Here is a 24,927-nt window from a genome sequence, read left to right on the forward strand (position 1 = left end):
CCCGCTCAGCCCCCGCCGAGTTCCTTGGGCAACTCCCCCACCGTCAGGGGATCGGCCGGCGTCTCCAGCGGCGGCAGTTCCGGCAACGCCTCCCACGGCACCTGCGTCCGCCGCAGGTCCTTACGGATCCGCTCCGCGAGGTGCTTGGTGTCCCGGCGGTTCATGACCGCCCCGACCGCGGCGCCGACCAGGAACGGCATCAGGTTCGGCAGGTTGCGCACCATCCGCTTCATGATCTGCTGCCGCAGCTGCCGCTTCAGCTGCCCGCCGAGCGCCGAGTTGATCGTCGACGGCCGGGTCACGTCGATGCCGCGCTCCCCGGACCAGGAGTCCAGATAGGCGCTACTGCGCTGCCGCAGGTTCCCCGGCGGCCGCGCCCCGTACACCTCGTGCAGCTCCGCGATGAGCTTCAGCTCGACCGCGGCGACCCCGGTGATCTCGGCGGCCAGTTCCGCGGGCATCGCGGGCGGGGCCGGCAGCATCGCGGCGGCCCCGACGCCCGCGCCCACCGTGGAGGACGCGTTGGCGGCCCCCGCGACGAGCTTGTCGGCGATCTGCTCGGGCCCCAGCCCCGGGAACTGGGCACGCAGAGCCGCGAGGTCGCGTACGGGAATCCGCGGGGCGATCTCGATGATCCGGTCGGTGATGTACGCGAGCCCCGCTCTGGCCCGGTCACCGCTCTTGCGGGCCCCGACCTTGAGGCCCTGTTTCAGTCCGTCGCGGACGGCGGCCGCGCGCCGTCCGGCGACCGGCGCCGGAGTGTCCACCGGTACGGGCAGAGATCCCTGCTCATCCGTGGCGCCCCCCGACGCCGTGACGGGCGCACGTTCGAGCGAGGCCGCTCCCTGGTCGGAGGAGCCCCGCTCGTCGTCACGCACGCCGTCAGGGCCGTCGTAGGGCCCCGGGTCCGCCCCCTTGCGGGAGCGGCGCTTCCAAGGAAAGGTCGAGCCAGTCACGGCCGACCCTGCCTCAGTCGCAGTCGCGGCAGATCGGCTGACCGTTCTTCTCGCGGGCCAGCTGGCTGCGGTGGTGCACCAGGAAGCAGCTCATGCAAGTGAACTCGTCCTGCTGCTTGGGCAGCACCCGGACGGCCAGCTCCTCGTTCGAGAGGTCGGCCCCGGGCAGTTCCAGGCCTTCGGCTGCCTCGAACTCATCTACATCCACGGCCGAAGTCGACTTGTCGTTCCGGCGAGCCTTCAGTTCTTCAAGGCTGTCCGAGTCGACGTCGTCGTCGGTCTTGCGTGGGGTGTCGTAATCCGTTGCCATGTCGCGCTCTCCCCCTCTGGGTGTCTGCGGTGTCTCCAGCGCACGTAACGCGTGAGAGGCCGGACTTGTGCCCGACCTGAGGCGGAGATTTTGCCTCACATCAAGGTCTGTTACTCAATCGACACCCAACCGGACTCCTCAAGAGTGATCGGCTTGGATGGCGAACGGGACCGTACACGGTCCTGAGGCTGCATATCAAAGGCGTCCCAGCATGTACTTCCCGTGATCTCAACCCCCGAAAACCCGGATCTTCCCGGCTTTACGACGGCCACATGATCACGCTCGGTAGATGGCTGGAAAATCGCCCATGTGATCGATCACACATCGGTCGTGCACGACCGTTTCGATCAGGTACCCCGGAAATTCCGCGCAAAGCGAACACATCCCGGAGCCGGGGGTCATGGTCTCAGACGGGCAGGGTCACGCGCATCACGAGTCCGCCTCCCTCACGTGGCCGGGCGGCGATGTGGCCGCCGTGCGCGCGGGCCACGGACCGGACGATCGACAGGCCGAGGCCCACGCCCTTGTCGCTGCCCGTGCGCTCCGTACGCAGCCGCCGGAACGGCTCGAAAAGATTGTCGATCTCGTACGCCGGGACCACGGGCCCGGTGTTCGTGACCACCAGGACCGCCTGCCCGTGCTGCAGCTCCGTCGTGACCTCCACCCAGCCTCCCGGCCCCGGCACGTTGTACCGGACGGCGTTCTGGACGAGGTTCAGGGCGATCCGCTCCAGCAGGACGCCGTTGCCCTGGACGACCGCGGGGGCCCACTCGCCGCGGATCTCCACCTTCTTGCTGTCCGCCTCGGAGCGCACCTGGTCGATGGCCTGGGAGGCGACCTCGGCGAGGTCAACGGGCTTGCGCTCGACGATCTGGTTGTCGCTGCGGGCGAGCAGCAGCAGCCCCTCGACGAGCTGCTCGCTGCGCTCGTTGGTGGCCAGCAGCGTCTTGCCCAGCTGCTGCAGCTCGGCCGGCGCGCCCGGATCGGAGAGATGCACCTCAAGGAGTGTGCGGTTGATCGCGAGCGGTGTTCGCAGCTCGTGCGAGGCGTTCCCGACGAACCGCTGCTGGGCCGTGAAGGCCCGCTGGAGCCGCTCCAGCATGTCGTCGAAGGTGTCCGCCAGCTCCTTCAGCTCGTCGTCCGGACCGTCCAGCTCGATGCGGCGGGACAGGTCCGAGCCGGCGACCGCGCGCGCGGTGCGGGTGATCCGGCCGAGCGGCGCGAGCACCCGGCCCGCCATCGCGTACCCGAAGGCGAACGCGATCACGGCGAGCCCGAGGAGGGCCAGCAGGGAGCGGCTGAGCAGAGTGTCCAGGGCGACCTGGCGCTCGTGGTCGATGCAGGCCGAGATCGCCGCGTTGAAGTCGTCGAGCCGAAGGTTGGTCGGGGCCGTGTCGGCGTCGACCGCGGGGCAGATGTTGCTGGACACGCTGATGTCCTTGCCGTCCTCGATCTTGAACACCGGTGTGTTGCCGGTGGTCACGGCCTGGGCGGCCAGCAGGTAGATGATCGACAGCAGCAGGATCCCGGCGATCAGGAACATGCCGCCGTACAGCAGCGTGAGCCGTATCCGGATGGTCGGGCGCAGCCACGGGAGCGGGTTCTGCGCCCGCCGGGGGTCCCAGGTGGGCTTCGGGGGTGCCTGGGGCGGCGCGGGGGTGGGGGCCACGGCGGATCAGATCCGGTAGCCGGAGCCGGGCACGGTGACGATGACCGGTGGCTCGCCGAGCTTGCGGCGCAGCGTCATGACCGTCACGCGCACGACGTTGGTGAACGGGTCGGTGTTCTCGTCCCAGGCCTTCTCCAGGAGCTGCTCCGCCGAGACGACGGCGCCCTCGCTGCGCATCAGCACCTCCAGGACCGCGAACTCCTTGGGTGCGAGTTGCACCTCCTTGCCGTCGCGGAAGACCTCGCGGCGGTTGGGGTCGAGCTTGATGCCCGCGCGCTCCAGGACCGGCGGCAGCGGCATGCTCGTACGCCGGCCGAGGGCCCGTACGCGTGCGATGAGCTCGCTGAAGGCGAACGGCTTGGGCAGGTAGTCGTCGGCGCCGATCTCCAGGCCCTCGACGCGGTCGCTGACGTCGCCGGACGCGGTGAGCATCAGCACGCGCGTGGGCAGGCCGAGCTCGACGATCCTGCGGCAGACGTCGTCGCCGTGGACGAGGGGGAGGTCGCGGTCGAGGACGACCACGTCGTAGTCGTTGACGCCGATGCGCTCCAGGGCCGCCGCACCGTCGTACACGACGTCGACGGCCATGGCCTCCCGGCGCAGTCCGGTGGCCACCGCATCGGCGAGCAGCTGCTCGTCCTCGACGACGAGTACGCGCACGTCGCTTGTCCTTCCTGTGTCCACCCGCGTAGCGCGCCACAGGCGCGGCACGGGCAGGGTGTTCGTGGGTGTGTGACCTCCATCCTGCCTTTTTCGGCCGTAAGTCGGCTGTAAGGCGACCCTCGGGGCAGGAAGGACGTAGGCCTGCGGCCGGGAATGCGGGACTTTTTCGTCCGGTTGAGGTTTCCGTTCGAGAGACCGGGGGGAGGACGGCTTTACACCCCGCGATCACACTCTGCTTGTGCCGCACCACCATGCGGTACGCGGCGATCCGCTTCTCCGCAGAGCGGGCGTGGGTGTCCGGCACCGTCGCCGCCCGGCCGGGCAGCGCTGGGCATCCACAGGAGACGTGATCGCCCCTTCCGAACGGCACACCCCCGTGCCACCGACCCACGACCCAGGACGAGGGGGCGCAGCATGGACGCATTCACCGCAGGACTTCTGCAGCGCATAAGGACGGCCGAGTCCGACCTGACCAGGGCTCGCAGCGAGGGCGACGACTTCCTCGCCGAAGTGGAGCAGGGCGAACTCGACGACCTGCGCCGCCTCGCGGCCGATCACGGCGTGGAGGTCGGCGCGTACAGCGTCTGATCGACTGCCCGACGCAAGACAGCGGGACCCTTGGCAGATCCAGGCCAGGGGTCCCGCTCTGTTCGTCAGCTCTGTTCGTCAGCTCTCTTCGTCACCGTCTGCGACGGGTTTGTCAGTCGTGCCAGGCGCCCAGGTCCTCCAGGTGGGTCTGGAGGACCTCGAAGAGGGCAGGTGGGGCCGCGATGGTCAGATCGGGTGAGAGGGGCTCTGAGGGGCGGCCACCGGTCAGGGCGCCCGCCTCCCGGGCGATGAGGTCGCCCGCCGCGTAGTCCCAGGCGTTGAGACCGCGTTCGTAGTACGCGTCCAGGCGGCCCACCGCCACGTCGCACAGGTCGATCGCGGCCGAGCCGCCGCGCCGGATGTCCCGCACATGGGGGATCAGCTCGCGCAGCACGTCGGCCTGCCTGGCCCGCCGCTCGGCGCGGTAACCGAAGCCGGTGCCGACGAGGGCCAGCCCCAGCTCGGGGGCGGGGCGCACGCGCGCGGGGCGGTCGTTGACGTACGCGCCCTCGCCGAGGACGGCCCGGTAGGTCTCACCGCGCTCCGGGGCGTCGACCACGCCCACGACCGTCTCACCGTCCACCCGGACCGCGATGGACACGGCCCAACTCGGCAGTCCGTACAGGTAGTTGACGGTGCCGTCGAGGGGATCGATCACCCACTGGACGCCGCTCGTGCCCTCGACGCTGGCGCCCTCCTCGCCGAGCACGCCGTCGTGCGGCCTGCGCTCGGCCAGCAGGCCGGTGATCAGCTTCTCGGAGGCGATGTCCATCTCGGTGACGACGTCGACCGCGCTGGACTTGGTGGCGGCCACGCCGAGATCGGCGGGCCGGCCGTCGCGCAGGAAGACTCCCGCGCGGTGGGCCGCGTCCAGGGCGATCTCCAGCAGTTCGGCCCTCAGGCCGTCCGGACGCTCTGACTGGTGGGTCACGGTGCTCCTCACACGTACGGGCTGTCGGCGCCCGCGGCGGCGGGCTGCGGGGCACGGGCCGGGCAGCAGCCGACCGGGCACAGGTCGTGGCTCGCGCCGAGCGTGCCGAGGGCGCAGGGTGTCACGTCGCGGCCCCGCTCGGTCTCCGCGCGCTCCAGCACGAGGTCGCGGATCGCGGCGGCGAACCGTGGGTCGGCACCCACGGTGGCCGAGCGGCGGACCGGCAGGCCCAGTTCCGCCCCCTTGGCCACGGCCTCGGTGTCGAGGTCGTACAGGACCTCCATGTGGTCCGAGACGAACCCGATGGGCGCCATCACGACGGCCGGGGCGCCGGAGTCGTGCCGCTCCTCCAGGTGGTCGCAGATGTCGGGCTCCAGCCACGGGATGTGCGGGGCGCCGGAGCGGGACTGGTACACGAGCCGCCAGGGGTGCTCGACTCCGGTGCGCTCGCGCACGGCGTCGACGATGAGCCGAGAGACGTCCAGGTGCTCCGCGACGTACGCGCCGCCGTCCCCGTGGTCCTCGACCGGGCCGGAGGTGTCCGCCGAGACGGTCGGGATCGAGTGCGTGCAGAAGGCCAGGTGCGCGCCGTCACGGACGTCCTCGGGGAGGTCGGCGAGTGACTCCAGGACACCGTCGATCATGGGCTCCAGGAAGCCCGGGTGATTGAAGTAGTGCCGGATCTTGTCGATCCTCGGCGGCTCCAGGCCCTCGGCCTCCAGGGTGGCGAGCGAGTCGGCGAGGTTCTCGCGGTACTGGCGACAGCCCGAGTACGAGGCGTACGCGCTGGTGGCGAGGACCAGGATGCGGCGGCGGCCGTCGGTGACCATCTCACGCAGCGTGTCGGTCAGGTAGGGCGCCCAGTTGCGGTTGCCCCAGTACACCGGCAGGTCCAGGCCGTGCTCGGCGAAGTCCTTGCGGAGAGCGTCGAGCAGGGCGCGGTTCTGGTCGTTGATGGGGCTGACCCCGCCGAACAGGAAGTAGTGCTGCCCGACTTCCTTGAGGCGCTCCGTGGGGATGCCGCGACCCCTCGTCACGTTCTCCAGGAACGGGACCACGTCGTCCGGCCCCTCCGGGCCGCCGAACGAGAGCAGGAGCAGGGCGTCGTAGGGGGTGGCGTCGTGCGCGTGTGGCATGTCTCCGATCCTGCCACCCGACACCGGCAGGCGGGATCCCGGCCCACGCCCGGGAATGACTTAGGGTCACCTCACCCGTAAGCTGTATCAACCTCGGTCACACCTTACGAGGACCCATCTCCTCCGCTTACCGGATCGACCGGAGACCCCGTGCCCAGCCCCTACACCGCCCTGTTCGCCGCCCCCGGCACCAAGGGCTTCACCGCCGCGGGCCTTCTCGGCCGGATGCCGCTGTCCATGATGGGCATCGGCGTGGTCACGATGATCTCCCAGCTCACCGGGCGGTACGGCCTGGCCGGAGCGCTCTCGGCGACCATCGCGCTCTCCGCCGCCGTGCTCGGCCCGCAGATCTCGCGCCTGGTGGACCAGCACGGACAGCGGCGGGTGCTGCGCCCGGCGACCCTGGTCGCGCTGACCGCGTCGGCCGGGCTGCTGTTCGCCGCGCACCACGGCCGGCCGGACTGGGTGCTGTACGTCTGCTCGGCCGGCATCGGCTGTGTGCCGAGCCTCGGGGCGATGACCCGGGCACGCTGGGCGGCCCTCTACCGGGACACCCCGCAGCTGCACACCGCGTACTCCTTCGAGTCCGTCATCGACGAGGTCTGCTTCATCTTCGGGCCGATCATCTCCATCGGGCTGTCCACGGCCTGGTTCCCGGAGGCCGGGCCACTGCTCGCCGCCTGCTTCCTCACGGTCGGCGTCTTCTGGCTGACCTCCCAGCGCGCCACCGAACCGGCGCCGCACCCGCGCGCGAGGCACGACAGGGGCCGTTCGGCGCTGCGTTCGGCCGGACTGCAGGTCCTGGTGGCCACCTTCGTGGCGACCGGGGCGATCTTCGGGGCCGTCGACGTGGTCACCGTGGCCTTCGCCGAGGAGCGGGGCCACAAGGCCGCCGCGAGCGTCGTCCTGGCCCTCTACGCGGCCGGTTCCTGTGCCGCGGGCATCGTCTTCGGGCTGTTGCGCTTCACCGGGGCGGCGGAACGTCGATGGCTGCTGGGCGTGTGCGGCATGGCCGTGAGTATGATCCCCCTCCTACTGGTCGGAAACTTGCCGTTTCTGGCCGTGGCGCTCTTCGTAGCGGGACTGTCCATCGCACCCACGATGATCACGACGATGTCCCTGATCGAAGAGCACGTACCACGCACGCAACTGACCGAGGGCATGACCTGGGTGGGCACCGGGCTCGCGGTCGGGGTGGCGCTCGGCTCCTCGGTCTCCGGCTGGGTGATCGACGCTGCCGGGGCGGAGGCGGGGTACGTGGTTCCGGCGGCGTCCGGAACCGTCGCGGTCGCGGTCGGTTTTCTCGGGTACCGCCGGCTGCGCAGGCCGGCTCCAAGGCGGGGAGGGCCCCATGAGCACCACAGTGATCGGGAAGAGCGGCACGTGGCGTAACTGGGCGGGGAACGTCACCGCCCGGCCCGTACGGGAGGTCACGCCTGCCACCGTGGAGGAACTCGCCGCTGCCGTACGGCAGGCCGCCGAGGACGACCTCCGGGTGAAGGCGGTCGGCACGGGCCACTCCTTCACAGCGGCCGCCGCGACCGACGGCGTGCTGATCCGTCCTCAACTGTTGACGGGCATACGCAAGATAGACCGTGATGCCATGACGGTCACGGTCGCCGCCGGCACCCCGCTCAAGAGACTCAACATGGCCCTCGCGCGCGAGGGGCTGTCGCTCACGAACATGGGCGACATAATGGAGCAGACGGTCTCCGGCGCGACGAGCACCGGCACGCACGGCACCGGCCGCGACTCGGCCTCGATCGCCGCCCAGATCCGGGGACTCGAACTGGTCACCGCCGACGGCTCGATCCTCACCTGCTCCGCGACGGAGAACCCCGATGTGTTCGCGGCCGCCCGCGTCGGCATCGGCGCCCTCGGCATCGTCACCGCGATCACCTTCGCCGTGGAGCCGATCTTCCTGCTCACGGCACGCGAGGAACCGATGCCGTTCGAGAAGGTACTGGCCGAGTTCGACGAACTGCACGCCGAGAACGAGCACTTCGAGTTCTACTGGTTCCCGCACACCGGCAGCACCAACACCAAGCGAAACAACCGCAGCGCCGGTCCCGAGAAGCCCGTACCACAGCTGAACAGCTGGTTCGAGGACGAGTTCCTCTCCAACGGCGTCTTCCAGGTGGCCAACTGGGTCGGCCAGGCGGTCCCCGCCACCATCCCGACGATCGCGCAGATCTCCAGCCGCGCCCTGTCCGCGCGGACCTACACCGACATCCCCTACAAGGTCTTCACGTCTCCGCGCCGAGTGCGCTTCGTGGAGATGGAGTTCGCCGTTCCGCGCGAGGCCCTGGTGGACACGCTGCGTGAACTCAAGGCGATGGTCGACCGTTCGAAACTGCGCGTCAGTTTCCCCGTCGAGGTCCGCACCGCCCCGGCCGACGACATCACGCTCTCCACCGCCTCCGGCCGCGAGAGCGCGTACGTCGCCGTGCACATGTTCAAGGGCACGCCCTACAGGGCGTACTTCACCGCCGCCGAGCGGATCTTCACCGCGCACGAGGGGCGACCGCACTGGGGCAAGGTGCACACCCGGGACACGGACTACTTCGCCAAGGTCTACCCCCGCTTCGGCGAGTTCACCGCGCTGCGTGACCGGCTCGACCCCGAACGGCGGTTCCAGAACGACTACTTGCGCAGGGTGCTCGGGGCATAGCCGGGCGGGCGGTTGTGGTGATCGCGTGCGGCGCGTCCCTCCCGAGGTCACGAAAAGGTCTGTTCCAGCGGCGGATTGACGTCTCCCGGGAGAAGTTGGGCGGCGTGCCGATCCACGCAAGTGGCCCGAATGGAGTACTGTTGCGAGCCCTGGGTCCGGACTCCCGCCAGGGTGTCCGGGGCCTTCGAGGACCGCCGGGAGGGGGCCCGTTGCACAGGGTGATGAGGTTCGTCACTTAGCGTTGCGAATTGATAACCGTGCCATAACGGCAGCCTCGGGCTCACGCCCGACACGCCGGGCAACTCGGCAAGGTTGTGGCAGGCTGCACCCGGGCAGGCCACACTCGACTAGCGGAAGCAGCGACGCACGTGACGTCGGCAGGCACCACCCGGGAGGTCCCCATGCCCGAACTGCGTGTCGTGGCCGTCTCCAATGACGGCACACGGCTGGTGCTGAAGGCTGCCGATTCCACGGAGTACACGCTACCGATCGACGAACGGCTGCGTGCCGCCGTGCGCGGCGACCGTCCACGCCTCGGCCAGATCGAGATCGAGGTGGAGAGCCATCTCCGCCCCCGTGACATCCAGGCGCGGATACGCGCGGGTGCCACGGCCGAGGAGGTCGCGCAGCTCGCCGGCATCCCCGTCGACCGGGTACGCCGGTTCGAGGGCCCCGTACTGGCCGAGCGCGCCTTCATGGCCGAGCGGGCCCGCAAGACCCCGGTCCGCCGCCCCGGTGAGAACGCCGGGCCCCAGCTCGGCGAGACCGTCCAGGAGCGACTGCTGCTGCGCGGCGCCGAGAAGGACACCGTCCAGTGGGACTCGTGGCGCCGCGACGACGGCACCTGGGAAGTCCTGTTGGTGTACTGCGTCGCGGGCGAACCGCACTCGGCGAGCTGGACATACGACCCGCCCCGGCGGCTCGTCCAGGCCGTCGACGACGAGGCGCGTTCGCTGATCGGCGAGTCCGACGACCTCGGGACGCCCGAGCCGAGCTTCCCGTTCGTGCCGAGGATCGCGCGGCTGCCCCGTGACCGCCCCCTGGACCGCCAGGCGGAACGTCCCGCCCAGCCCCTGCAGTCCGAGTCCGACGAGGATCTGGTGAGCGAGCGCGACTCGCTCACCAGCATTCTGGAGGCCGTCCCCAGCTACCGGGGCGACCTGGTCGTGCCCGAACTGCCCTCCACCGAACCGCAGGAGGAGTCCGCCGAGGAAATGGCGGAGGAGGAGTCCGCGCCCCCCGCGGCCTCGGCCGGTTCCGCCTACGCGGACGTCCTCATGCCTCGGTCGGTCAACGGCCACCGCGACCGGCTCATCGGCGCCACCGACCGCCAGGCCGAGGCCGACGGCGTCCGGCCGGGCCGTCGTGCGGCGGTGCCGAGCTGGGACGAGATCGTGTTCGGTACGCGACGCAAGAAGCAGGAGTAGCGCGCCTACAGCGGTGGGGAGTCGGACCGGTCGTTCACGCAGATCCGTTCTTCGTCTGTGTTGTCGACTGTTGTCGGTTGTGGTGTCGGCTGTGTCTTCGTCTGCTTCTCTGTTGGTCTTTGTCGGTGCAGGATCGGTCATTCATACGTGTGTGGGGCCCGTGTCGTTCAGACGCGGGCCCCACGGCGCGCCGTCAGCGGTGGATCACTGGGGGTCGGGCCCGGTGGCGACCGGGCGGCCGTCGTCCCGGGACCACTCCGACCACGAACCCACGTACAGGGCCGCCGGGATGCCCGCGACGGCCAGCGCCAGCACCTGGTGGGCGCCGGAGACACCGGAGCCGCAGTAGACGCCGACCTCGGAGTCGGCGGTAGCGCCGAGTCCCTTGAAGCGGTCGGCGAGTTCGGCGGCGGACCGGAAGCGGCCGGATTCGGCCACGTTCTGCGTGGTCGGGGCCGACACCGCGCCCGGGATGTGCCCCCCGACCGGGTCGATGGGCTCGACGTCACCGCGATAGCGCTCGGCGGCCCGTGCGTCCAGGAGCAGCCCGGTGCGGGCCAGCGCGGCCGCGCCGTCCGCTTCGAGCAGCGGCAGCGCGCCGGGGACGGGCTCGAAGGTGCCGGGCGCCGGCTTCGGGATCTCGGCCGTCAACGGGCCCTCCCAGGCGGCCAGGCCGCCGTCCAGGACCCGTACCGAGGGGTGACCCGCCCAGCCGAGCAGCCACCACGCGCGCGCGGCGGCCCAGTTGAGCCCGCCGTCGTACACGACGACGGCACGGTCCGCGCAGACCCCGGCCGCCCGCATCGCCGTACCGAAGGCGCCGGTGTCGGGCAGCGGGTGGCGGCCGCCGGAGCCCGCAGGGCCGGCGAGTTCGGCGTCCAGGTCGACGAAGACGGCTCCCGGGATGTGTGCCTTCTCGTACTCGGGGCGCAGGTTCGGGCCGCCCAGCTGCCAGCGGACGTCCAGGAGAACCGGCGGGTGGGCTCCCGTCAGCTCGTTCGCGAGGTCGGAGGCGGAGATGATGGCGTTCATGGCCCCATCCTCGCGTACGGGGTGGCCGCGTCGCCCGGGTCCGGCTACTCTGCCCGCCGGGCGGTGCCGATCACGAGGCGTACCGGATCGGGTGCATGCCGTACAACCGATGGACACCGCGCGGCAGCGACACGGAGAGCGGCCGGTGCCGCAAAGCCGTGCGTCCTCGCGTACGTACGCGTCCTGCGGGCGGTGCGGCGCGGGCCCGCGGCACTACGGGTGGTGCGAGCATCGGCACGGGGCGTGATCGCGCGGACGCGGTACACGCGTACGGAGGGTGGACGGACACCGCCACCACGAGGGGCCGAGGAGAGTGACGATGACCGAGGCACGGGGGTCGACCGGTCTGAACGGTGCGGCGTATCCGCCGGGCACACCCTGCTGGGTGAGCCTGATGGTGCACGGGATGACCACGACCCAGGACTTCTACGGGGCTCTGTTCGGCTGGGAGTTCCAGCCCGGCCCCCAGCAGCTCGGCCCGTACGTGCGGGCACTGCTCGACGGGCACCAGGTGGCGGGCATCGGGCAGTTGCCGCCCGACCGCCATCTCCCCATCGCCTGGACGCCGTACTTCGCCTCGGACGACGCGGACCGGACGGCGGAGACCGTACGGCACTGCGGCGGCACTGTCGGCGTCGGACCGCTGGACGCCGGCGAGGCGGGCCGTCTGGCGATCGCCTCCGACCCCGCGGGCGCCGTCTTCGGCATCTGGCAGGCGGCGGAGCACCTCGGCGCGGACATCACCGGCGTCCCCGGCACCCCGGCGTGGGACGAACTCCTCACCGTCGACAGCTCGCTGGTCGCCAAGTTCTACGAGACGGCCTTCGGCTACGAGGAGGAGCCGGTGGTCTCCGCCGACCTCGACTACGTCACCCTCCGCATCGGAGGCCGTCCCGTCGCCGGCATCCACGGCGTCGGCGGTGCGCTCCCCCGCGACCGGGGCCCTCACTGGCTGAGCTACTTCGAGGTGACCGACCCCGACGAGGCCGCCGACCGCGTCATCGAACTCGGGGGCCATGTCCTCAGGCCCACCCACGACACCCCGCACGGCCCCGTGGCCACCCTCGCCGACCCGGAGGGCGCGAAGTTCGCGGTGGTGCACACGGAACACCGAACCGCCGGCTCGGCCCTTCGCACGGCCGGGTGATCCCGGTATGACCCGGTGCGGGCGGGCGGCCCCGGAAACGGCCGTTCCCGTCAGACCGCCTCGACCGGCAGGACATCCGGGGAGAGGGCGCTCGCGTGGGCCGTGGCCGCTGTCATGCGGCGGCGGTGGTGACGGCGGCAGAGGACCTCGTAGCCGATGTCGTCGGGCTGGTTGACGTCGCCGATGACGACCTGGGCACCCTCGACGACCATCTGACCGCCTATGGTGCGGGCGTTGTGGGTGGCGCGGGCGCCGCACCAGCAGAGGGCCTCCACCTGCAGGACCTCGACACGGTCGGCCAGCTCGACCAGGCGCTGGGAGAGGTGGTCGACGAGGTACCCCTACAGGTCCTGGCCGTCCTCGACCTCCACGGCGTCGGTGACCAGGCCGAGCCGCGACGACAGCTTGCCCTCGCCCGCGCGGTCGTCACGCGTGAAGATCATGCCCTGGAGGCCGCGTGCCGAACGGGCCGCCTGTGGGCCGTGCTCTTCCCTCAAGGGGAGGCACGGCCGACGGGCCTGCTTCATGGCCGGATCCGCAGGGCAGCGCGGCTCTCGTGAGGTCCGGCGACTACACGGCGTCGCGACGGGCAGCCGAGGGGTTCACGCCGTACTTGGCGTGGAAGGCGCGGGTGAAGTGCGCCTGGCCGACGAAGCACCAATGGGCGGCGATCGCCGCGATGTTGCGATGGGCGAGCAGAGGGTCGGCCAGGTCACGCATCGCCGCTTCGAGGCGGCGAGATCGGATGTAGTCGGTGACTGTGCATGACTCGTGCTCGAACAGTCGGTGCAGTGTGCGCGCGCTCATGTGGTGCACGGCGGCGACCCGCGCATGTGTCAGCTCCGGTTCGGCGAGGTGCGCTCTGATGTAGTTCAGGATCTGCAGCCGCAATGCGTCCGCTGCGCCATCGTTGCCACAGGTGGTGACGTCGCTCAGTGCCGCTGCCACCAGATGCAGTCCCGCTTCGCCGAGCCGGTTGGCGGATGTCCGGAGGATCAGTTCTCGCTGCGACACCGCGGTTGATACGAAGCCGGCCAGCACCGCGCCAGGTCCGTCCACGAGTGGATGGGCACGGTTCATCGACGTGACGACCATGCGTTCGGGCAGGCTCAACGCGCCCCGGGGAAAAGCCATGACCGCGCACGACCATTGCCGCTCCAGACGCAGATGGTATGGCCTGCCGGTGTCGTAGATCGCCATCTGCCCGGGCGCGATCGAGATCTCGCGATCGTCCTGGCACACGGTGGCGTACCCGCTCAGCTGTACGCAGACCTTGAGCAGGTCGATCGGTGTCTGCCGTACGGCCCTGGGGGTGCGCCGCACGACCTGCGGCGTACCGCTCACCCGGTAGGCAGCGATCGCCCCGAGCTGAGTACCGGCCATCTGCCCATGGGCGGCCCGCGCTCCGATGGCCTCCGGGACGAGCCGGCCGAAAGCACTGCCCAACTGCTCTCGCCAGAGTTCGGCCGGGTGAGAGCTTGACTGTTCTGTCCATGCGGTCGACCACATCACTGTGTGCGCCCTCCCACCAGACTTGTCCTTGCACGACAAAGGCCGAGGCGGGATCAGTCAACAACTCTGCAACGTGACTGACAAGAATCTGTAGCAGGTTTTTCACCGAGCGGGCGACGGGGCCCGCCGGACCGCCGAATCAGAGGTGGGCTTGGCCATGGCTTCTCGTTACGACTACGTGGTGATCGGTGCCGGGTCGGCCGGCTGCGTTCTGGCCGCGCGGCTGTCGGAAGATCACGACACCCGCGTTCTCCTGCTCGAATCCGGTCCCGCCGACGACGCGCCCGAGATTGACGTGCCCCCCGCGTGGCCTGCGCTGTGGGGCACGGAGATCGACTACTCCTACGACACCGTTCCCCAGCCCGGCACTGGCGGGGTGGTCCACAACTGGCCTCGGGGGCGCACGCTCGGCGGGTCGAGCAGCATCAACGCGATGGTGTACCTGCGTGGGCACGGCGCCGACTTCGACGCATGGGCCAAGGCGGGCTGCGACGGCTGGGATTACGCCTCCCTATTGCCCTACTTCCGGCGCATGGAGACCGTCAGCGGCCGGGATCCGCAGTACCGGGGTGAGGACGGCCCGATGCGTCCGGCTCCGTCGGCGCAGCCGAATCCGCTGTCCCAGGTCTTCCTCGACGCGGCGGCGGCGGCCGGTCATCCCCTGACGGACGACTTCAACGGAGCTGTGCAGGAGGGTGCCGGCTGGCACGATCTGTCGATCACGGACGGGCACCGCCAGAGCACCGCGGCGGCCTATCTGCACCCGGTCCGTGGCAGCCGTCCGAATCTCACGGTCGCGACGGAGTCCCGTGCCCACAGGCTGCTGTTCGACGGCACACGCTGCACCGGTGTCGAGTACGAACGCCGCGGCGAGCTCGTCACCGCGTTCGCGGATGCGGAGGTGGTGGTCAGCGCGGGCGCGGTCGACTCGCCTCGGCTTCTGCTCCTGTCCGGTGTGGGCGCGGCCGACGAGTTGGAGCAGGCGGGTGTCGCGGTCGTGCACGACCTGCCCGGTGTCGGCCGCAACCTGCACGACCATCCACTGTGCGGGATCGTGTACGAGGCGAGTCGGCCTATCCCGCCAGGGCTCGCCAACCATGCCGAGGTGTCGATGCTGTGGCGCAGCGACCAGGCCCTCGCGGGCCCGGACATGCAGTTGATGTTCATCCACCTGCCGTTCCACCCGCCGACGCTTCAGGCCCCGGCGAACAGCTTCACCTTCGGTGTCGCCACGGTGCCCGAGGCACGTGGCTCGATCCGGATCGCAGGGCCCGATCCGCAGACGCCGCCAATGATCGATCCGAACTATCTGGGCGCGGAGTCCGACGTGCGCCGGCTGCTGCACGGCATCGAGGTCGCCCGGGAGATCGCCGCCTCCGAACCGTTCGCTGACTGGCGTGCCCGGGAGGTGCTTCCCGGAGCCGGCGTCACGGACGAGGCGGGTCTGCGCGAGTTCATCGCGCGGGGCACCGGGACCTACTACCACCCGGTCGGCAGCTGCGCGATGGGCGTCGGGCCGGAGGCCGTCGTGGGGCCCGATCTGCGGGTGCACGGCCTGGACGGCTTGCGTGTGGCGGACGCCTCCGTCATGCCGAAGCTCGTCTGCGTCAACACCAACGCCGCCACGATCATGATCGGCGAGAAGGCCGCGGACCTCATCCGCCGACCCGGCGCCTGACCACCCGAGCTCACGCGAAGCTGAGGAGAACCCCGCGATGACCGAACTTCTCGATGACGTTTCCTGGCAGGGCAAGATCTACAGCAGTGGCTGGACCACCGCCCACGGCGGTGTGCTGGACAGCACCGAACCGGCGACGGGTGCCGTCCTGGCCCAGGTCGGCCTGGCCGATGCCGACGACGTGGCGGCCGCGACCGCCCGAGCCGCGCAGGCACAACCCGACTGGGCCGCGGCGACCGGCCCGTCCCGCGCCGCCGTGATCCGCAAGGCCGCCGCCGTCCTCGCGGACAACCGTGCGGAGTTCGAGCGCTGGCTCGTCCGCGAGGGCGGCGCGGTGCCGGGCAAGGCGGCGTTCGAAGTCGACCTGGTGCTGGGGGAGTTGTGGGAGGCGGCGGCGCTGCCCACCCAGCCCTGGGGGCACCTGCTGCCGAGCAGCGAGCCCGGCCGGGAGAGCGTCGCCCGCCGGGTGCCGCTCGGCGTGGTCGGTGTGATCAGTCCGTGGAACTTCCCACTGATCCTCTCCGTCCGGGCCGTCGCGCCGGCGCTGGCGCTGGGCAACGCGGTCGTCCTGAAACCGGACGTACAGACGGCGGTGTCAGGAGGCACGCTGGTCGCACGACTCTTCGAGGCCGCCGGCCTGCCCGACGGGTTGCTGCATGTGCTGCCCGGGGACGCCGGGCCCGGCGCGGCGCTGGCCGAGGACCCGAACGTCGCCATGATCGCCTTCACCGGCTCGACGGTGGTCGGCCGTGAGGTCGGCGCCACCGCCGGGCGCACGCTGAAGCGGGTCTCGCTCGAACTCGGCGGCAACAACGCCCTGATCGTGCTGGACGACGCCGACCTGGAGATCGCCAGTTCGGCGGGAGCCTGGGGCGCGTTCCTGCACCAGGGCCAGGTCTGTATGACCGCAGGCCGGCACATCGTGCTCGAATCCGTTGCCGACGAATACCTCGACCGGCTGGCCAAGCGGGCGCAGGGACTTCCGGTGGGCGATCCGTTCACCGGGCAGGTGGCCCTCGGGCCGCTGATCAACGAGCGGCAGCGGGACAATGTGCACCGGATCGTGGAGGAGACCGTCGGGGCGGGGGCCGAGGTCAGGGCCGGCGGCACGTACGACGGGCTGTTCTACCAGCCCACCGTGCTGGCCGGCGTGACCACGTCGATGCCGGCGTTCCGTGAGGAGATCTTCGGACCCGTGGCGCCGGTCGTCGTCGTGCGCGACGAGGACGAGGCGGTCGCGGTCGCCAACGACACCGAGTACGGGCTGGTCGCCGCGGTGCAGACGGGATCCCAGGACCGTGGCCGCGATCTGGCGCGACGGCTACGGACCGGCATCGTCCACATCAACGACCAGACCCTGAACAACGACGCGTACGCACCCTTCGGCGGTACGGGCGCCTCCGGCAACGGCAGCCGGTTCGGCTCCCAGAGCAGCTGGGACGAATTCACCCAGTGGCAGTGGGTCACCTTCCGCGAGCAGGCGCACGCCTTCCCCTTCTAGCCATCCTGGGAGCAGCTGTCGAACTGTACTTCGACGTCTGACCACTGTGCGGTCGTGAGTGTTCCGGGCGGTTCCAACCGCCCGGAACACTCACGACGCCGGAGCAGCGGCGGACCTGCCTGGCGGGTTCGGCCGGTTCATCCAGCCGCGCCGGCTTGTGTGGGTTTCCGATCACGTAGATCCGGCGACTGCCCGTTCTCCGCCACGAGGCCCACGGCGGCAGGGACCGCGCCGGGAGGACGGCTCCTTCCTCTGGTACGGGCTGACGCCGGGCACGCCGTTCACCGGACTCGCGGCAGCACCGCCGCCGGAGAACCCGCGCCGTTCCCGATCACGGCCGACTGCTTCCGGTGGTCGCCGCGCCAAGACGTACGGTCCGCAGCGGCGTTGGTTCCTCCGGAACCCATCAAGGCAATGTTCTACAGAACCTTGACGCATTGAAGAAGTTCTGTAGAAGATTCCCTTATCGGTACCTGTGTTAGCGCGAGGAGGCGCTCGTCATGGTGGTGGCAAACAAGCCGGGCGTGGCCGATGCCGCGAACGGAGCGCCGGAGTCCACCGGCACGGTGGTGGTGACCTTCGACCGCAGCCCGGACGCCTACCGGCACTGGAAGCTGCGGACCGACGGGCCGGTCGCCTGGCTGGAGATGGACGTCGACGAGCAGGGCGGCCTGGTCCCGGGCTACGAGCTGAAGCTCAACTCCTACGACCTGGGCGTGGACATCGAGTTGTACGACGCCCTCCAGCGGCTGCGGTTCGAGCACCCCGAGGTGCGGTCGGTGGTGGTGACCAGCGCCAAGGAGCGAGTCTTCTGCGCCGGGGCGAACATCCGGATGCTGGCGGCCTCCCCGCACCACTGGAAGGTGAACTTCTGCAAGTTCACCAACGAGACCCGCAACAGCATGGAGGACGCCTCGGAGCACTCCGGGCTGACCTTCATCGCCGCGGTCAACGGCTCCTGTGCGGGCGGCGGTTACGAGCTGGCGCTGGCCTGCGACCGGATCCTGCTGGTCGACGACAACTCCTCGTCGGTGGCCCTGCCCGAGGTCCCGCTCCTGGGCGTGCTGCCCGGGACCGGCGGCTTGACCCGGGTCACCGACAAGCGCCGCGTACGCAAGGATCTGGCCGATCTCTTCGCCACCCGCAGCGACGGCGTACGGGGCAAGACGGCGGTGGACTGGCGGCTGGTCGACGAGGTCGTCCCGCGCCGGGACTTCCGTACGGTCGTTGAACAGCGCGCCGTTGAAGCGGCCGAGCACAGCACTCGGCCGACGGACGCCGAGGGCATCGAACTGACACCGCTGGAGCGGGACGTCACCGAGGACGGCATCATGTACCAGTACGTGCGCGCCGCGTACGACCGTCCGCTCGGCCTGGTCCGCATCACCGTACGGGGCCCCGTCGAGGGCGCACCCGCCGACGCCGCCGCGATCCACGACGAGGGCGCCGACGGGTGGCTGCTGGCCGTCACCCGCGAGCTCGACGACCTGATCCTGCGGCTGCGGGCGAACGAGACCGAGCTGGGTACCTGGGTACTGCGCACGGAGGGCGATTCCGCGCTCGTACTGGCCCATGAGCGGGCGGTGTTGGGCGCCGCCGCCGAGGGCGACTGGCTCAGCAACGAGATCGTTCACTACTACAAGCGCACCCTGAAGCGCCTCGACGTCACCAGCCGCAGCCTCATCGCGCTCATCGAACCGGGCAGCTGCTTCGCCGGGCTGCTGCTGGAGCTGGCCCTGGCCTGCGATCTGCAGTACATGCTGGACGGCCCGCCCATCGAGGACCCGGACAGCGACGAGCGCGCCCGACTCACCCTCTCCGAGGCGAACTTCGGCACCTTCCCCATGGGCAACGGCCTGACCCGCCTCCAGTCCCGCTTCTACCAGGAGGACGGCCACATCGAGTGGCTGCGCCGGGAGGCCGGGCAGCCCCTGAGCCCCGCCCAGGTCCGCGAGCTCGGCCTCGTCACCGACACGCCCGACGACATCGACTGGGAGGACGAGATCCGCATCGTCCTGGAGAGCCGGGCGGCGCTGAGCCCGGACGCGCTGACCGGCATGGAGGCCAACCACCGGTTCGTCGGCCCGGAGACCATCGAGACCAAGATCTTCGGACGGCTCACCGCCTGGCAGAACTGGATCTTCATACGCCCCAACGCCGCCGGCCCCGAGGGTGCGCTGCGCCGCTACGGCACCGGCCAGAAAGCGGTCTACGACCGGAAGCGAGTGTGACCCGATGCCCACGAAGATCGACTACGACTCCAAGATCCCCAACAACGTCGCTCTCGCCGACGACCGCCGTCTGCAGCGGGCGCTGGAGGGCTGGCAGCCCAAGTTCCTCAACTGGTGGGGCGAGATGGGCCCGGAGCTGGCGAACCGAGGCGTCTACCTGCGCACCGCCGTGTCGGTCGGCCGCGACGGCTGGGCCCACTTCGACCACGTCAACGTGCCCGACTACCGCTGGGGCATCTTCCTCGCCGAGCGCGACCCCGACCGCCGCGTCGCCTTCGGCGAGCACAAGGGGCAGCCGGTCTGGCAGCAGGTGCCCGGCGAGTACCGCGCCGACCTGCAACGGCTGATCGTCATCCAGGGCGACACCGAGCCGGCCTCCGTCGAGCAGCAGCGCCTCCTCGGCCTGACCGCCCCCAGCCTGTACGACCTGCGCAACCTCTTCCAGGTCAATGTGGAGGAGGGCCGGCACCTGTGGGCGATGGTCTACCTGCTGCACGCCTACTTCGGCCGGGAGGGCCGCGAGGAGGCCGAGGCGCTGCTTCAGCGCAACTCCGGCAGCCCCGACTCGCCGCGCATCCTGGGCGCCTTCAACGAGGAGACCGCCGACTGGCTGGCCTTCTTCATGTTCACGTACTTCACCGACCGGGACGGCAAGTACCAGCTCGGCTCGCTGAAGGAGAGCGCCTTCGACCCGCTGTCGCGGACCTGCTCCTTCATGCTGAAGGAAGAGGCGCACCACATGATGGTCGGCACCACCGGCGTCGACCGCGTGGTGACCCGCAGCGCCCAGCTGGTCCGCGAGCACGACACCCTGGACATCGCCGCCTGCGGCGGCATCCCCCTGGACATCATCCAGAAGTACATCAACTTCCACTACACGGTCTCCCTGGACCTCTTCGGCAGCGAGACCTCCACCAACGCGGCGAACTACTACACCGCCGGGCTCAAGGGCCGCTGGCAGGAGGAGCGCCGCAAGGACGACCACCGGCTCACCGACCACAGCGCCTTCCTGGACAAGCCGGAGGCAGACGGCACCTGGTCACAGGACGAGGTCCCCGCGCTGCTCGCCCTCAACCTGGACCTGCGCGACGAGTACATCTCCGACTGCGAGAACGGCCTCAAGCGCTGGAACCGGATCCTGGAGGAGCACGGGATCGACTTCCGGCTGAAGCTGCCGCACGCCGGCTTCAACCGGAACGTCGGCCTCGCCGCCGGCCACCACGTCACCCCCGACGGCACGATCGTCGACGAGCGGACCTGGGAGGCCGGCCGCCACCACTGGCTGCCCACCACCGAGGACCTGGCGTTCGTACGGTCGCTGATGCAGCCTGTGTACGAGCGCGGCAAGATCGCGAGCTGGGTCGCGCCGCCGGTCAACGGCATCAACGGCCAACCGTTCGACTACGAGTACGTGCGACTGGTGTGAGGTGAGCCGGATGCCTGAGGCGTTCAACACGGCGGACTACCTGGTCGACCGGCACGTGCGGGAGGGCAACGGCGCCCGCACGGCGCTCGTCACGCCCACGCGGACGCTGACCTACGAGCAACTGTCGGCGGAGGTCCGCCGGGTGGCCGCCGGGCTGCGGGCCCTCGGCGTACGCCCCGAGGAACGCGTCCTGTTGTGCATGGTGGACGACATCGAGCTCTTCACCGGCATCCTCGCCGCCTTCCACATCGGCGCCGTGGCCGTCCCCGCGTCGACCATGCTCACCGGTCCGGAGCTGGGCAAGCTGGTGGCCGACGCGCGCTGCCGGGTGGTGCTGGGCTCCGCCGAGTTCGCGCCGGTCGTACGCGCGGCGCTCCAGCAGGCGCCGGAGGTCGAGCACACCGTCCTGACCGGAGAAGACAGCACAGCACTGCCCGGCCACGTCCAGGGCCACACCTGGCAGCAACTGCTGGACAACGGCACCGGTACGGACGACGGGCCGTATCCGACCTGGCCGGACTCGCCCGCCCTGTGGCTGTACACGTCGGGCACCACCGGCATGCCCAAGGCAGCCATGCACCGCCACGTCGACATCAAGTTCGTATCGGAGAACTACGGGCACGGGGTGCTGGGCATCGGACCGGAGGACCGCTGCCTGTCGGTCGCGAAACTCTTCTTCGCCTACGGCATCGGCAACTCGCTGTTCTTCCCGCTGGCGGCTGGCGCCACGGCGCTGCTGGAACCTTCCAGGCCGTCTCCCGCGCTGTTCGCGAAGCGGGCGGCCGGCGACCGGGCCACGGTCCTGTTCGGCACTCCCAGCTTCTTCGGGCCGCTGCTCGCGAGCGCCGACATCCCGGAAGGCGCCTTCGCGACGGTGCGGATGGGCGTCTCGGCCGGAGAAGCGCTGCCCGCGCGGATGTACGAGGGGATGCTGGAACGGTTCGGTGTGGAGGTGCTCGACGGCATCGGGTCCACCGAGATGCTGCACATCTTCATCTCCAACCGGCCGGGCCGGGTCCACCCGGGCTCCTCCGGCGAACCCGTTCCCGGGTACAAGGTGGAGCTGCGCGACGTCGACGGCAGCGTGGTGGCGGGCGACGGCACACCGGGCGAGCTCCACGTCCGCGGGGAGTCCGCGGCCACCGGCTACTGGTGCCGGGCCGAGACCACGCGTCAGGTCTTCCTCGGCGACTGGGTGCGCACCGGAGACACCTACATCCGCAACGCCGACGGCACCTACACGTGCATGGGCCGCACCAACGACCTGCTCAAGGCGGGCGGCATCTGGGTCGCGCCCGCCGAGGTCGAGGAGCGCCTCCTCGCCCATCCGGACGTGGCCGAGGTCGCCGTGGTCGGCGTACCGGACGCGGACGGCCTGGACAAACCGGTCGCCTGCGTGGTGCCCAGGCCCGGGCATGAGGTCGATCCGGACGCCCTCGTCGCCTGGTGCCGGGAGGGCCTGGCCGCCTTCAAACGCCCGCGTGGGGTGATCGCTCTGCCCGAGCTTCCCCGTACGCCCACCGGCAAAATCCGCCGCAACGTGCTGCGCGCCATGGTCCGCGACGGTTCCTGGGCGGAGGCGCCCTCGTCGCCGCCGACATCAAGCTGACGTTCTCCCTGCCACTCGGCAAGTCACTTGCTTCCCCCTGCATCAAGGAGGACGTGCATGTCCCCGTGCCCAGCGGATCACAGCACGGATCTGCTCATCGTGGGAGCCGGCCCCACGGGCCTGTTCGCCGCCTACTACGCCGGTTTCCGCGGTCTGTCCGTGACCGTGTTGGACTCGCTGCCCGAGCCCGGTGGCCAGATCAACGCCATGTACCCCGAGAAGCAGATCTTCGACATCGCCGGATTCCCGGCGGTGCGGGGACGTGAGCTCGTGGACCGGCTCCTGGAGCAGGCCGCACCGTACGACCCGTGCCATCTGCTCGGCCACCGGGCCGAGACGATGGAGCGGATCCCCGGGGCCGGTGGCGGGCCGGACACCTTCACCGTGACCACACATCAAGGGGCGCGGGTGCGGGCCCGGGCCGTGCTCATCACCGGCGGCATCGGCACCTTCACGCCCCGCCCTCTGCCGGCCGCCGCCGCGTACGAGGGAGCCGGTCTGGCGTACTTCGTGCGCAGGCCGGACGACTACGCGGGCCGGGACGTGGTGATCGTCGGGGGTGGTGACAGCGCCTTCGACTGGGCACTCACCCTGCACCCACTGGCCGCCTCGGTGTCCCTGGTCCACCGCCGCGACACCTTCCGCGCGCACCCGGCCACCGTGGCCGCCGTACGGGCCGCGGGCGTGGAGATCCTCACCGAAGCCGAGCTGTCGAAGGTCATCGGCGACGGCGGGGACATCGAGGCCGTGGAGATCACCCGGCGCGACGGGCAGACGCACCGCCTGCCCTGCCGGAGGATCATCGCCGCCCTCGGCTTCACCGCCAACCTCGGCCCGCTGCTCGGCTGGGACATCGACATCGCCCACCGGCGGCACATCCCGGTCGATTCGGCCATGCGGACCTCTCTCCCGGGGGTCTACGCGGCCGGGGACATCAACGACTACCCCGGCAAGGTGCGGCTGATCGCGGTCGGCTTCGGGGAGGCGGCGACCGCCGTCAACAACGCCGCGCACCACATCGACCCCGAGCAGCCGGTGTTCCCCGGCCACTCCACCGACGTATCCACGGCGGCCCCCGCCGTCGCGTAGCACCGAAGAGGACCGAGAGAGCCCATGCCCTACGTGATAGCCGAGGCGTGCATCGACGTCATGGACCGCTCCTGTATGGAGGAGTGCCCCGTCGACTGCATCTACGAAGGCGACCGCAAGCTCTACATCAACCCGATGGAATGCATCGACTGTGGCAACTGTGAGCCGGTCTGCCCGGTCGAGGCGATCTCCCAGGACCGCAGGGTGGCGCCGGAGCTGAAGGACTTCGTCGCGGACAACAAGCGGTTCTTCACCGAGTCCCTGCCGGGCCGCGACGAGCCGATCGGCCTGCCGGGCGGCGCCGCCGGCCACGGCCCGGTCGGCGCGGACACCGAACTCGTCGCCGGGTACGACCCGCGAGGCTGACCATCGGCGCATCCCGAGGAGGCGCAGTGATCGACGGCGAGATGGTGGTCGACGCGCACGTCCACGCCCCGAGGCTGTCCACACTCAAGCCGGCCTGGTTCGAGTGGGCGGACACGTTCTCCGGCGACCACCCGTGGCGCGACGCCTACGACGAGCGGGGCGACCCCGTTCCCGAGCGGCTGGACGCCCTGCTGGAGTCCGAGGGCGTGGACCGAGCGCTGCTGTTCTGCGAGTACAGCCCACGCGCCACCGGGATCCAGCCGATCGAGGACCTACTGCCGATCGTGGCGTACAACCCGGTCCGCTTCCGCCTGGTGGCAAACGTCAACCCGCACCTGCACCACCCGCTGGTCGCGGAGGCCGAACGCCAGCTGGACCTGGGCGCGGTCGCGCTCAAACTGCACCCCGTGCACGGCGGATTCGACCCGGCCGACAAGGAGTTCTACCCGCTGTACGCGCTCTGCGCCGAGCGTGGCATCCCGGTCGTCGTCCACTCGGGCACGTCCAGCTTCCCGGGCGGCCGTGCCCGGTACGGTGATCCGCAGCTCCTGCTCGACGCCGTGGAGGACTTTCCTGACGTGCAGTTCGTCTTCGCCCACGGCGGGCGGGGCTGGTGGTACGACACGGCGGCGTTCCTCGCCCTGGCCAGGCCCAACGTCTGGCTGGACCTCGCCGGACTGCCTCCGCGGAAACTTCCCGAGTACTACGCCCGGTTCGGCCTGGCGAGGCTGGCCACCCGGTGGATCTTCGGCACTGACTGGCCGGGGGTGCCCGGCGCCTCCCGCAACATCGCCGCGCTGCGTGCGCTGGGCCTGTCGGCGGACACCGTGCGTGCCGTGCTGTCCGGCAACGCGGCCAAGGTCTTCCCGGGTCTCGGAGTGTAAGGACATGACGATGAGTCAGCAGACAGGTGTCATCGGTGCCGCCCGCGGAGCCCGGCCTTGCGGGGCCGGGCGCCATGACCCGTACCACACCACCCCGGTAA

General features: G+C 70.4%; 21 protein-coding genes and 1 pseudogene. 13 read left to right on the forward strand and 9 right to left on the reverse strand.

Features of this window, described 5'->3' with window-relative positions:
- Window positions 1–5 precede the first annotated feature (5 nt).
- The 4 genes from OG622_RS14090 to OG622_RS14105 all read right to left on the reverse strand — a co-directional run bounded on the left by OG622_RS14090 (window position 6) and on the right by OG622_RS14105 (window position 3,595).
- Entirely contained in the window at window positions 6–956 is a 951-nt protein-coding gene (locus OG622_RS14090) for a hypothetical protein (protein ID WP_371576281.1), read from the reverse strand.
- 13 nt (window positions 957–969) lie between these two features.
- On the reverse strand, window positions 970–1,266 hold the full coding sequence (locus OG622_RS14095; protein ID WP_005481602.1) for a DUF4193 domain-containing protein: 297 nt from the start codon (window positions 1,264–1,266) through the stop codon (window positions 970–972).
- Window positions 1,267–1,672: 406 nt separating this feature from the next.
- Window positions 1,673–2,935, reverse strand: a complete 1,263-nt coding sequence (locus OG622_RS14100; RefSeq protein ID WP_371576283.1) for a sensor histidine kinase — start codon at window positions 2,933–2,935, stop codon at window positions 1,673–1,675.
- A gap of 6 nt (window positions 2,936–2,941) precedes the next feature.
- Entirely contained in the window at window positions 2,942–3,595 is a 654-nt protein-coding gene (locus OG622_RS14105) for a response regulator transcription factor (protein WP_371576285.1), read from the reverse strand.
- Window positions 3,596–4,012: 417 nt separating this feature from the next.
- On the opposite strand from OG622_RS14105, the gene OG622_RS14110 reads away from it, so the two are divergent.
- Window positions 4,013–4,186, forward strand: coding sequence for a hypothetical protein (locus tag OG622_RS14110; protein WP_371576287.1), 174 nt, complete (start codon window positions 4,013–4,015; stop codon window positions 4,184–4,186).
- A gap of 112 nt (window positions 4,187–4,298) precedes the next feature.
- On the opposite strand, the gene OG622_RS14115 is transcribed toward OG622_RS14110, so the two are convergent.
- On the reverse strand, window positions 4,299–5,117 hold the full coding sequence (locus OG622_RS14115; RefSeq protein ID WP_371576289.1) for an inositol monophosphatase family protein: 819 nt from the start codon (window positions 5,115–5,117) through the stop codon (window positions 4,299–4,301).
- Window positions 5,118–5,125: 8 nt separating this feature from the next.
- A complete protein-coding gene (locus OG622_RS14120; RefSeq protein ID WP_371576290.1) occupies window positions 5,126–6,253 on the reverse strand; it encodes a ferrochelatase in 1,128 nt (375 codons plus the stop codon).
- Between the two features lie 150 nt (window positions 6,254–6,403).
- On the opposite strand from OG622_RS14120, the gene OG622_RS14125 reads away from it, so the two are divergent.
- The 3 genes from OG622_RS14125 to sepH all read left to right on the forward strand — a co-directional run bounded on the left by OG622_RS14125 (window position 6,404) and on the right by sepH (window position 10,351).
- Window positions 6,404–7,645, forward strand: a complete 1,242-nt coding sequence (locus OG622_RS14125; protein ID WP_371576292.1) for an MFS transporter — start codon at window positions 6,404–6,406, stop codon at window positions 7,643–7,645.
- On the forward strand, window positions 7,605–8,924 hold the full coding sequence (locus OG622_RS14130) for a D-arabinono-1,4-lactone oxidase (RefSeq protein ID WP_371576294.1): 1,320 nt from the start codon (window positions 7,605–7,607) through the stop codon (window positions 8,922–8,924). The genes OG622_RS14125 and OG622_RS14130 overlap by 41 nt, the downstream gene beginning before the upstream one ends.
- A gap of 401 nt (window positions 8,925–9,325) precedes the next feature.
- On the forward strand, window positions 9,326–10,351 hold the full coding sequence (sepH, locus tag OG622_RS14135; RefSeq protein WP_371576296.1) for a septation protein SepH: 1,026 nt from the start codon (window positions 9,326–9,328) through the stop codon (window positions 10,349–10,351).
- 204 nt (window positions 10,352–10,555) lie between these two features.
- Here sepH and OG622_RS14140 read toward each other — a convergent pair whose 3' ends face one another.
- Window positions 10,556–11,383 carry a sulfurtransferase gene (locus OG622_RS14140; RefSeq protein WP_371576298.1) on the reverse strand — a complete coding sequence of 276 codons (828 nt, stop codon included), beginning with the start codon at window positions 11,381–11,383 and terminating at the stop codon, window positions 10,556–10,558.
- A gap of 319 nt (window positions 11,384–11,702) precedes the next feature.
- Between OG622_RS14140 and OG622_RS14145 the strand changes: the two genes are divergently transcribed.
- A complete protein-coding gene (locus OG622_RS14145; RefSeq protein ID WP_371576300.1) occupies window positions 11,703–12,530 on the forward strand; it encodes a VOC family protein in 828 nt (275 codons plus the stop codon).
- A 50-nt stretch (window positions 12,531–12,580) separates the two neighbouring features.
- Here the strand turns inward: OG622_RS14145 and OG622_RS14150 are convergent.
- Window positions 12,581–13,057: pseudogene (locus tag OG622_RS14150) on the reverse strand (hypothetical protein).
- Between the two features lie 43 nt (window positions 13,058–13,100).
- Complete coding sequence (locus tag OG622_RS14155; RefSeq protein WP_371576302.1) at window positions 13,101–14,039, reverse strand: helix-turn-helix domain-containing protein; 939 nt, start codon at window positions 14,037–14,039, stop codon at window positions 13,101–13,103.
- A gap of 160 nt (window positions 14,040–14,199) precedes the next feature.
- Here OG622_RS14155 and OG622_RS14160 point away from each other — a divergent pair, with 160 nt between their 5' ends.
- The 8 genes from OG622_RS14160 to OG622_RS14195 all read left to right on the forward strand — a co-directional run bounded on the left by OG622_RS14160 (window position 14,200) and on the right by OG622_RS14195 (window position 24,826).
- The gene (locus OG622_RS14160) at window positions 14,200–15,720 is read left to right on the forward strand and encodes a GMC family oxidoreductase (protein WP_371576304.1); all 1,521 of its coding nucleotides are present in this window, start codon (window positions 14,200–14,202) and stop codon (window positions 15,718–15,720) included.
- A gap of 37 nt (window positions 15,721–15,757) precedes the next feature.
- Window positions 15,758–17,221: a benzaldehyde dehydrogenase gene (locus OG622_RS14165; RefSeq protein ID WP_371576306.1), complete on the forward strand. Its 1,464-nt coding sequence runs from the start codon at window positions 15,758–15,760 to the stop codon at window positions 17,219–17,221.
- Between the two features lie 500 nt (window positions 17,222–17,721).
- Window positions 17,722–19,452 (forward strand): 2,3-epoxybenzoyl-CoA dihydrolase, encoded by a 1,731-nt coding sequence (gene boxC, locus OG622_RS14170; RefSeq protein ID WP_371576307.1) that lies wholly within the window; start codon window positions 17,722–17,724, stop codon window positions 19,450–19,452.
- Between the two features lie 4 nt (window positions 19,453–19,456).
- Entirely contained in the window at window positions 19,457–20,878 is a 1,422-nt protein-coding gene (boxB, locus tag OG622_RS14175) for a benzoyl-CoA 2,3-epoxidase subunit BoxB (RefSeq protein WP_371576309.1), read from the forward strand.
- A 10-nt stretch (window positions 20,879–20,888) separates the two neighbouring features.
- Window positions 20,889–22,487, forward strand: coding sequence for a benzoate-CoA ligase family protein (locus tag OG622_RS14180; RefSeq protein ID WP_371576311.1), 1,599 nt, complete (start codon window positions 20,889–20,891; stop codon window positions 22,485–22,487).
- A 57-nt stretch (window positions 22,488–22,544) separates the two neighbouring features.
- Window positions 22,545–23,576, forward strand: a complete 1,032-nt coding sequence (locus OG622_RS14185) for an NAD(P)/FAD-dependent oxidoreductase (RefSeq protein ID WP_371576313.1) — start codon at window positions 22,545–22,547, stop codon at window positions 23,574–23,576.
- A 24-nt stretch (window positions 23,577–23,600) separates the two neighbouring features.
- On the forward strand, window positions 23,601–23,942 hold the full coding sequence (gene fdxA / locus OG622_RS14190) for a ferredoxin (protein WP_371576315.1): 342 nt from the start codon (window positions 23,601–23,603) through the stop codon (window positions 23,940–23,942).
- A 26-nt stretch (window positions 23,943–23,968) separates the two neighbouring features.
- A complete protein-coding gene (locus OG622_RS14195; protein WP_371576316.1) occupies window positions 23,969–24,826 on the forward strand; it encodes an amidohydrolase family protein in 858 nt (285 codons plus the stop codon).
- Window positions 24,827–24,927: the final 101 nt, after the last annotated feature.

The organism is Streptomyces sp. NBC_01314 (assembly GCF_041435215.1).
Lineage (GTDB): Bacteria > Actinomycetota > Actinomycetes > Streptomycetales > Streptomycetaceae > Streptomyces.

What these genes read in the sequence shown, in the direction of transcription:
- OG622_RS14110 (WP_371576287.1), top strand. Translation starts at nt 4,013, where the DNA reads ATGGACGCATTCACCGCAGGACTTCTGCAGCGCATAAGGACGGCCGAG.
- OG622_RS14120 (WP_371576290.1), bottom strand. Translation starts at nt 6,253, where the DNA reads ATGCCACACGCGCACGACGCCACCCCCTACGACGCCCTGCTCCTGCTC.
- boxB (WP_371576309.1), top strand. Translation starts at nt 19,457, where the DNA reads ATGCCCACGAAGATCGACTACGACTCCAAGATCCCCAACAACGTCGCT.
- OG622_RS14155 (WP_371576302.1), bottom strand. Translation starts at nt 14,039, where the DNA reads ATGTGGTCGACCGCATGGACAGAACAGTCAAGCTCTCACCCGGCCGAA.
- OG622_RS14185 (WP_371576313.1), top strand. Translation starts at nt 22,545, where the DNA reads ATGTCCCCGTGCCCAGCGGATCACAGCACGGATCTGCTCATCGTGGGA.
- sepH (WP_371576296.1), top strand. Translation starts at nt 9,326, where the DNA reads ATGCCCGAACTGCGTGTCGTGGCCGTCTCCAATGACGGCACACGGCTG.
- boxC (WP_371576307.1), top strand. Translation starts at nt 17,722, where the DNA reads ATGGTGGTGGCAAACAAGCCGGGCGTGGCCGATGCCGCGAACGGAGCG.
- OG622_RS14160 (WP_371576304.1), top strand. Translation starts at nt 14,200, where the DNA reads ATGGCTTCTCGTTACGACTACGTGGTGATCGGTGCCGGGTCGGCCGGC.
- OG622_RS14140 (WP_371576298.1), bottom strand. Translation starts at nt 11,383, where the DNA reads ATGAACGCCATCATCTCCGCCTCCGACCTCGCGAACGAGCTGACGGGA.
- OG622_RS14130 (WP_371576294.1), top strand. Translation starts at nt 7,605, where the DNA reads ATGAGCACCACAGTGATCGGGAAGAGCGGCACGTGGCGTAACTGGGCG.
- OG622_RS14095 (WP_005481602.1), bottom strand. Translation starts at nt 1,266, where the DNA reads ATGGCAACGGATTACGACACCCCACGCAAGACCGACGACGACGTCGAC.
- OG622_RS14180 (WP_371576311.1), top strand. Translation starts at nt 20,889, where the DNA reads ATGCCTGAGGCGTTCAACACGGCGGACTACCTGGTCGACCGGCACGTG.
- fdxA (WP_371576315.1), top strand. Translation starts at nt 23,601, where the DNA reads ATGCCCTACGTGATAGCCGAGGCGTGCATCGACGTCATGGACCGCTCC.
- OG622_RS14145 (WP_371576300.1), top strand. Translation starts at nt 11,703, where the DNA reads ATGACCGAGGCACGGGGGTCGACCGGTCTGAACGGTGCGGCGTATCCG.
- OG622_RS14165 (WP_371576306.1), top strand. Translation starts at nt 15,758, where the DNA reads ATGACCGAACTTCTCGATGACGTTTCCTGGCAGGGCAAGATCTACAGC.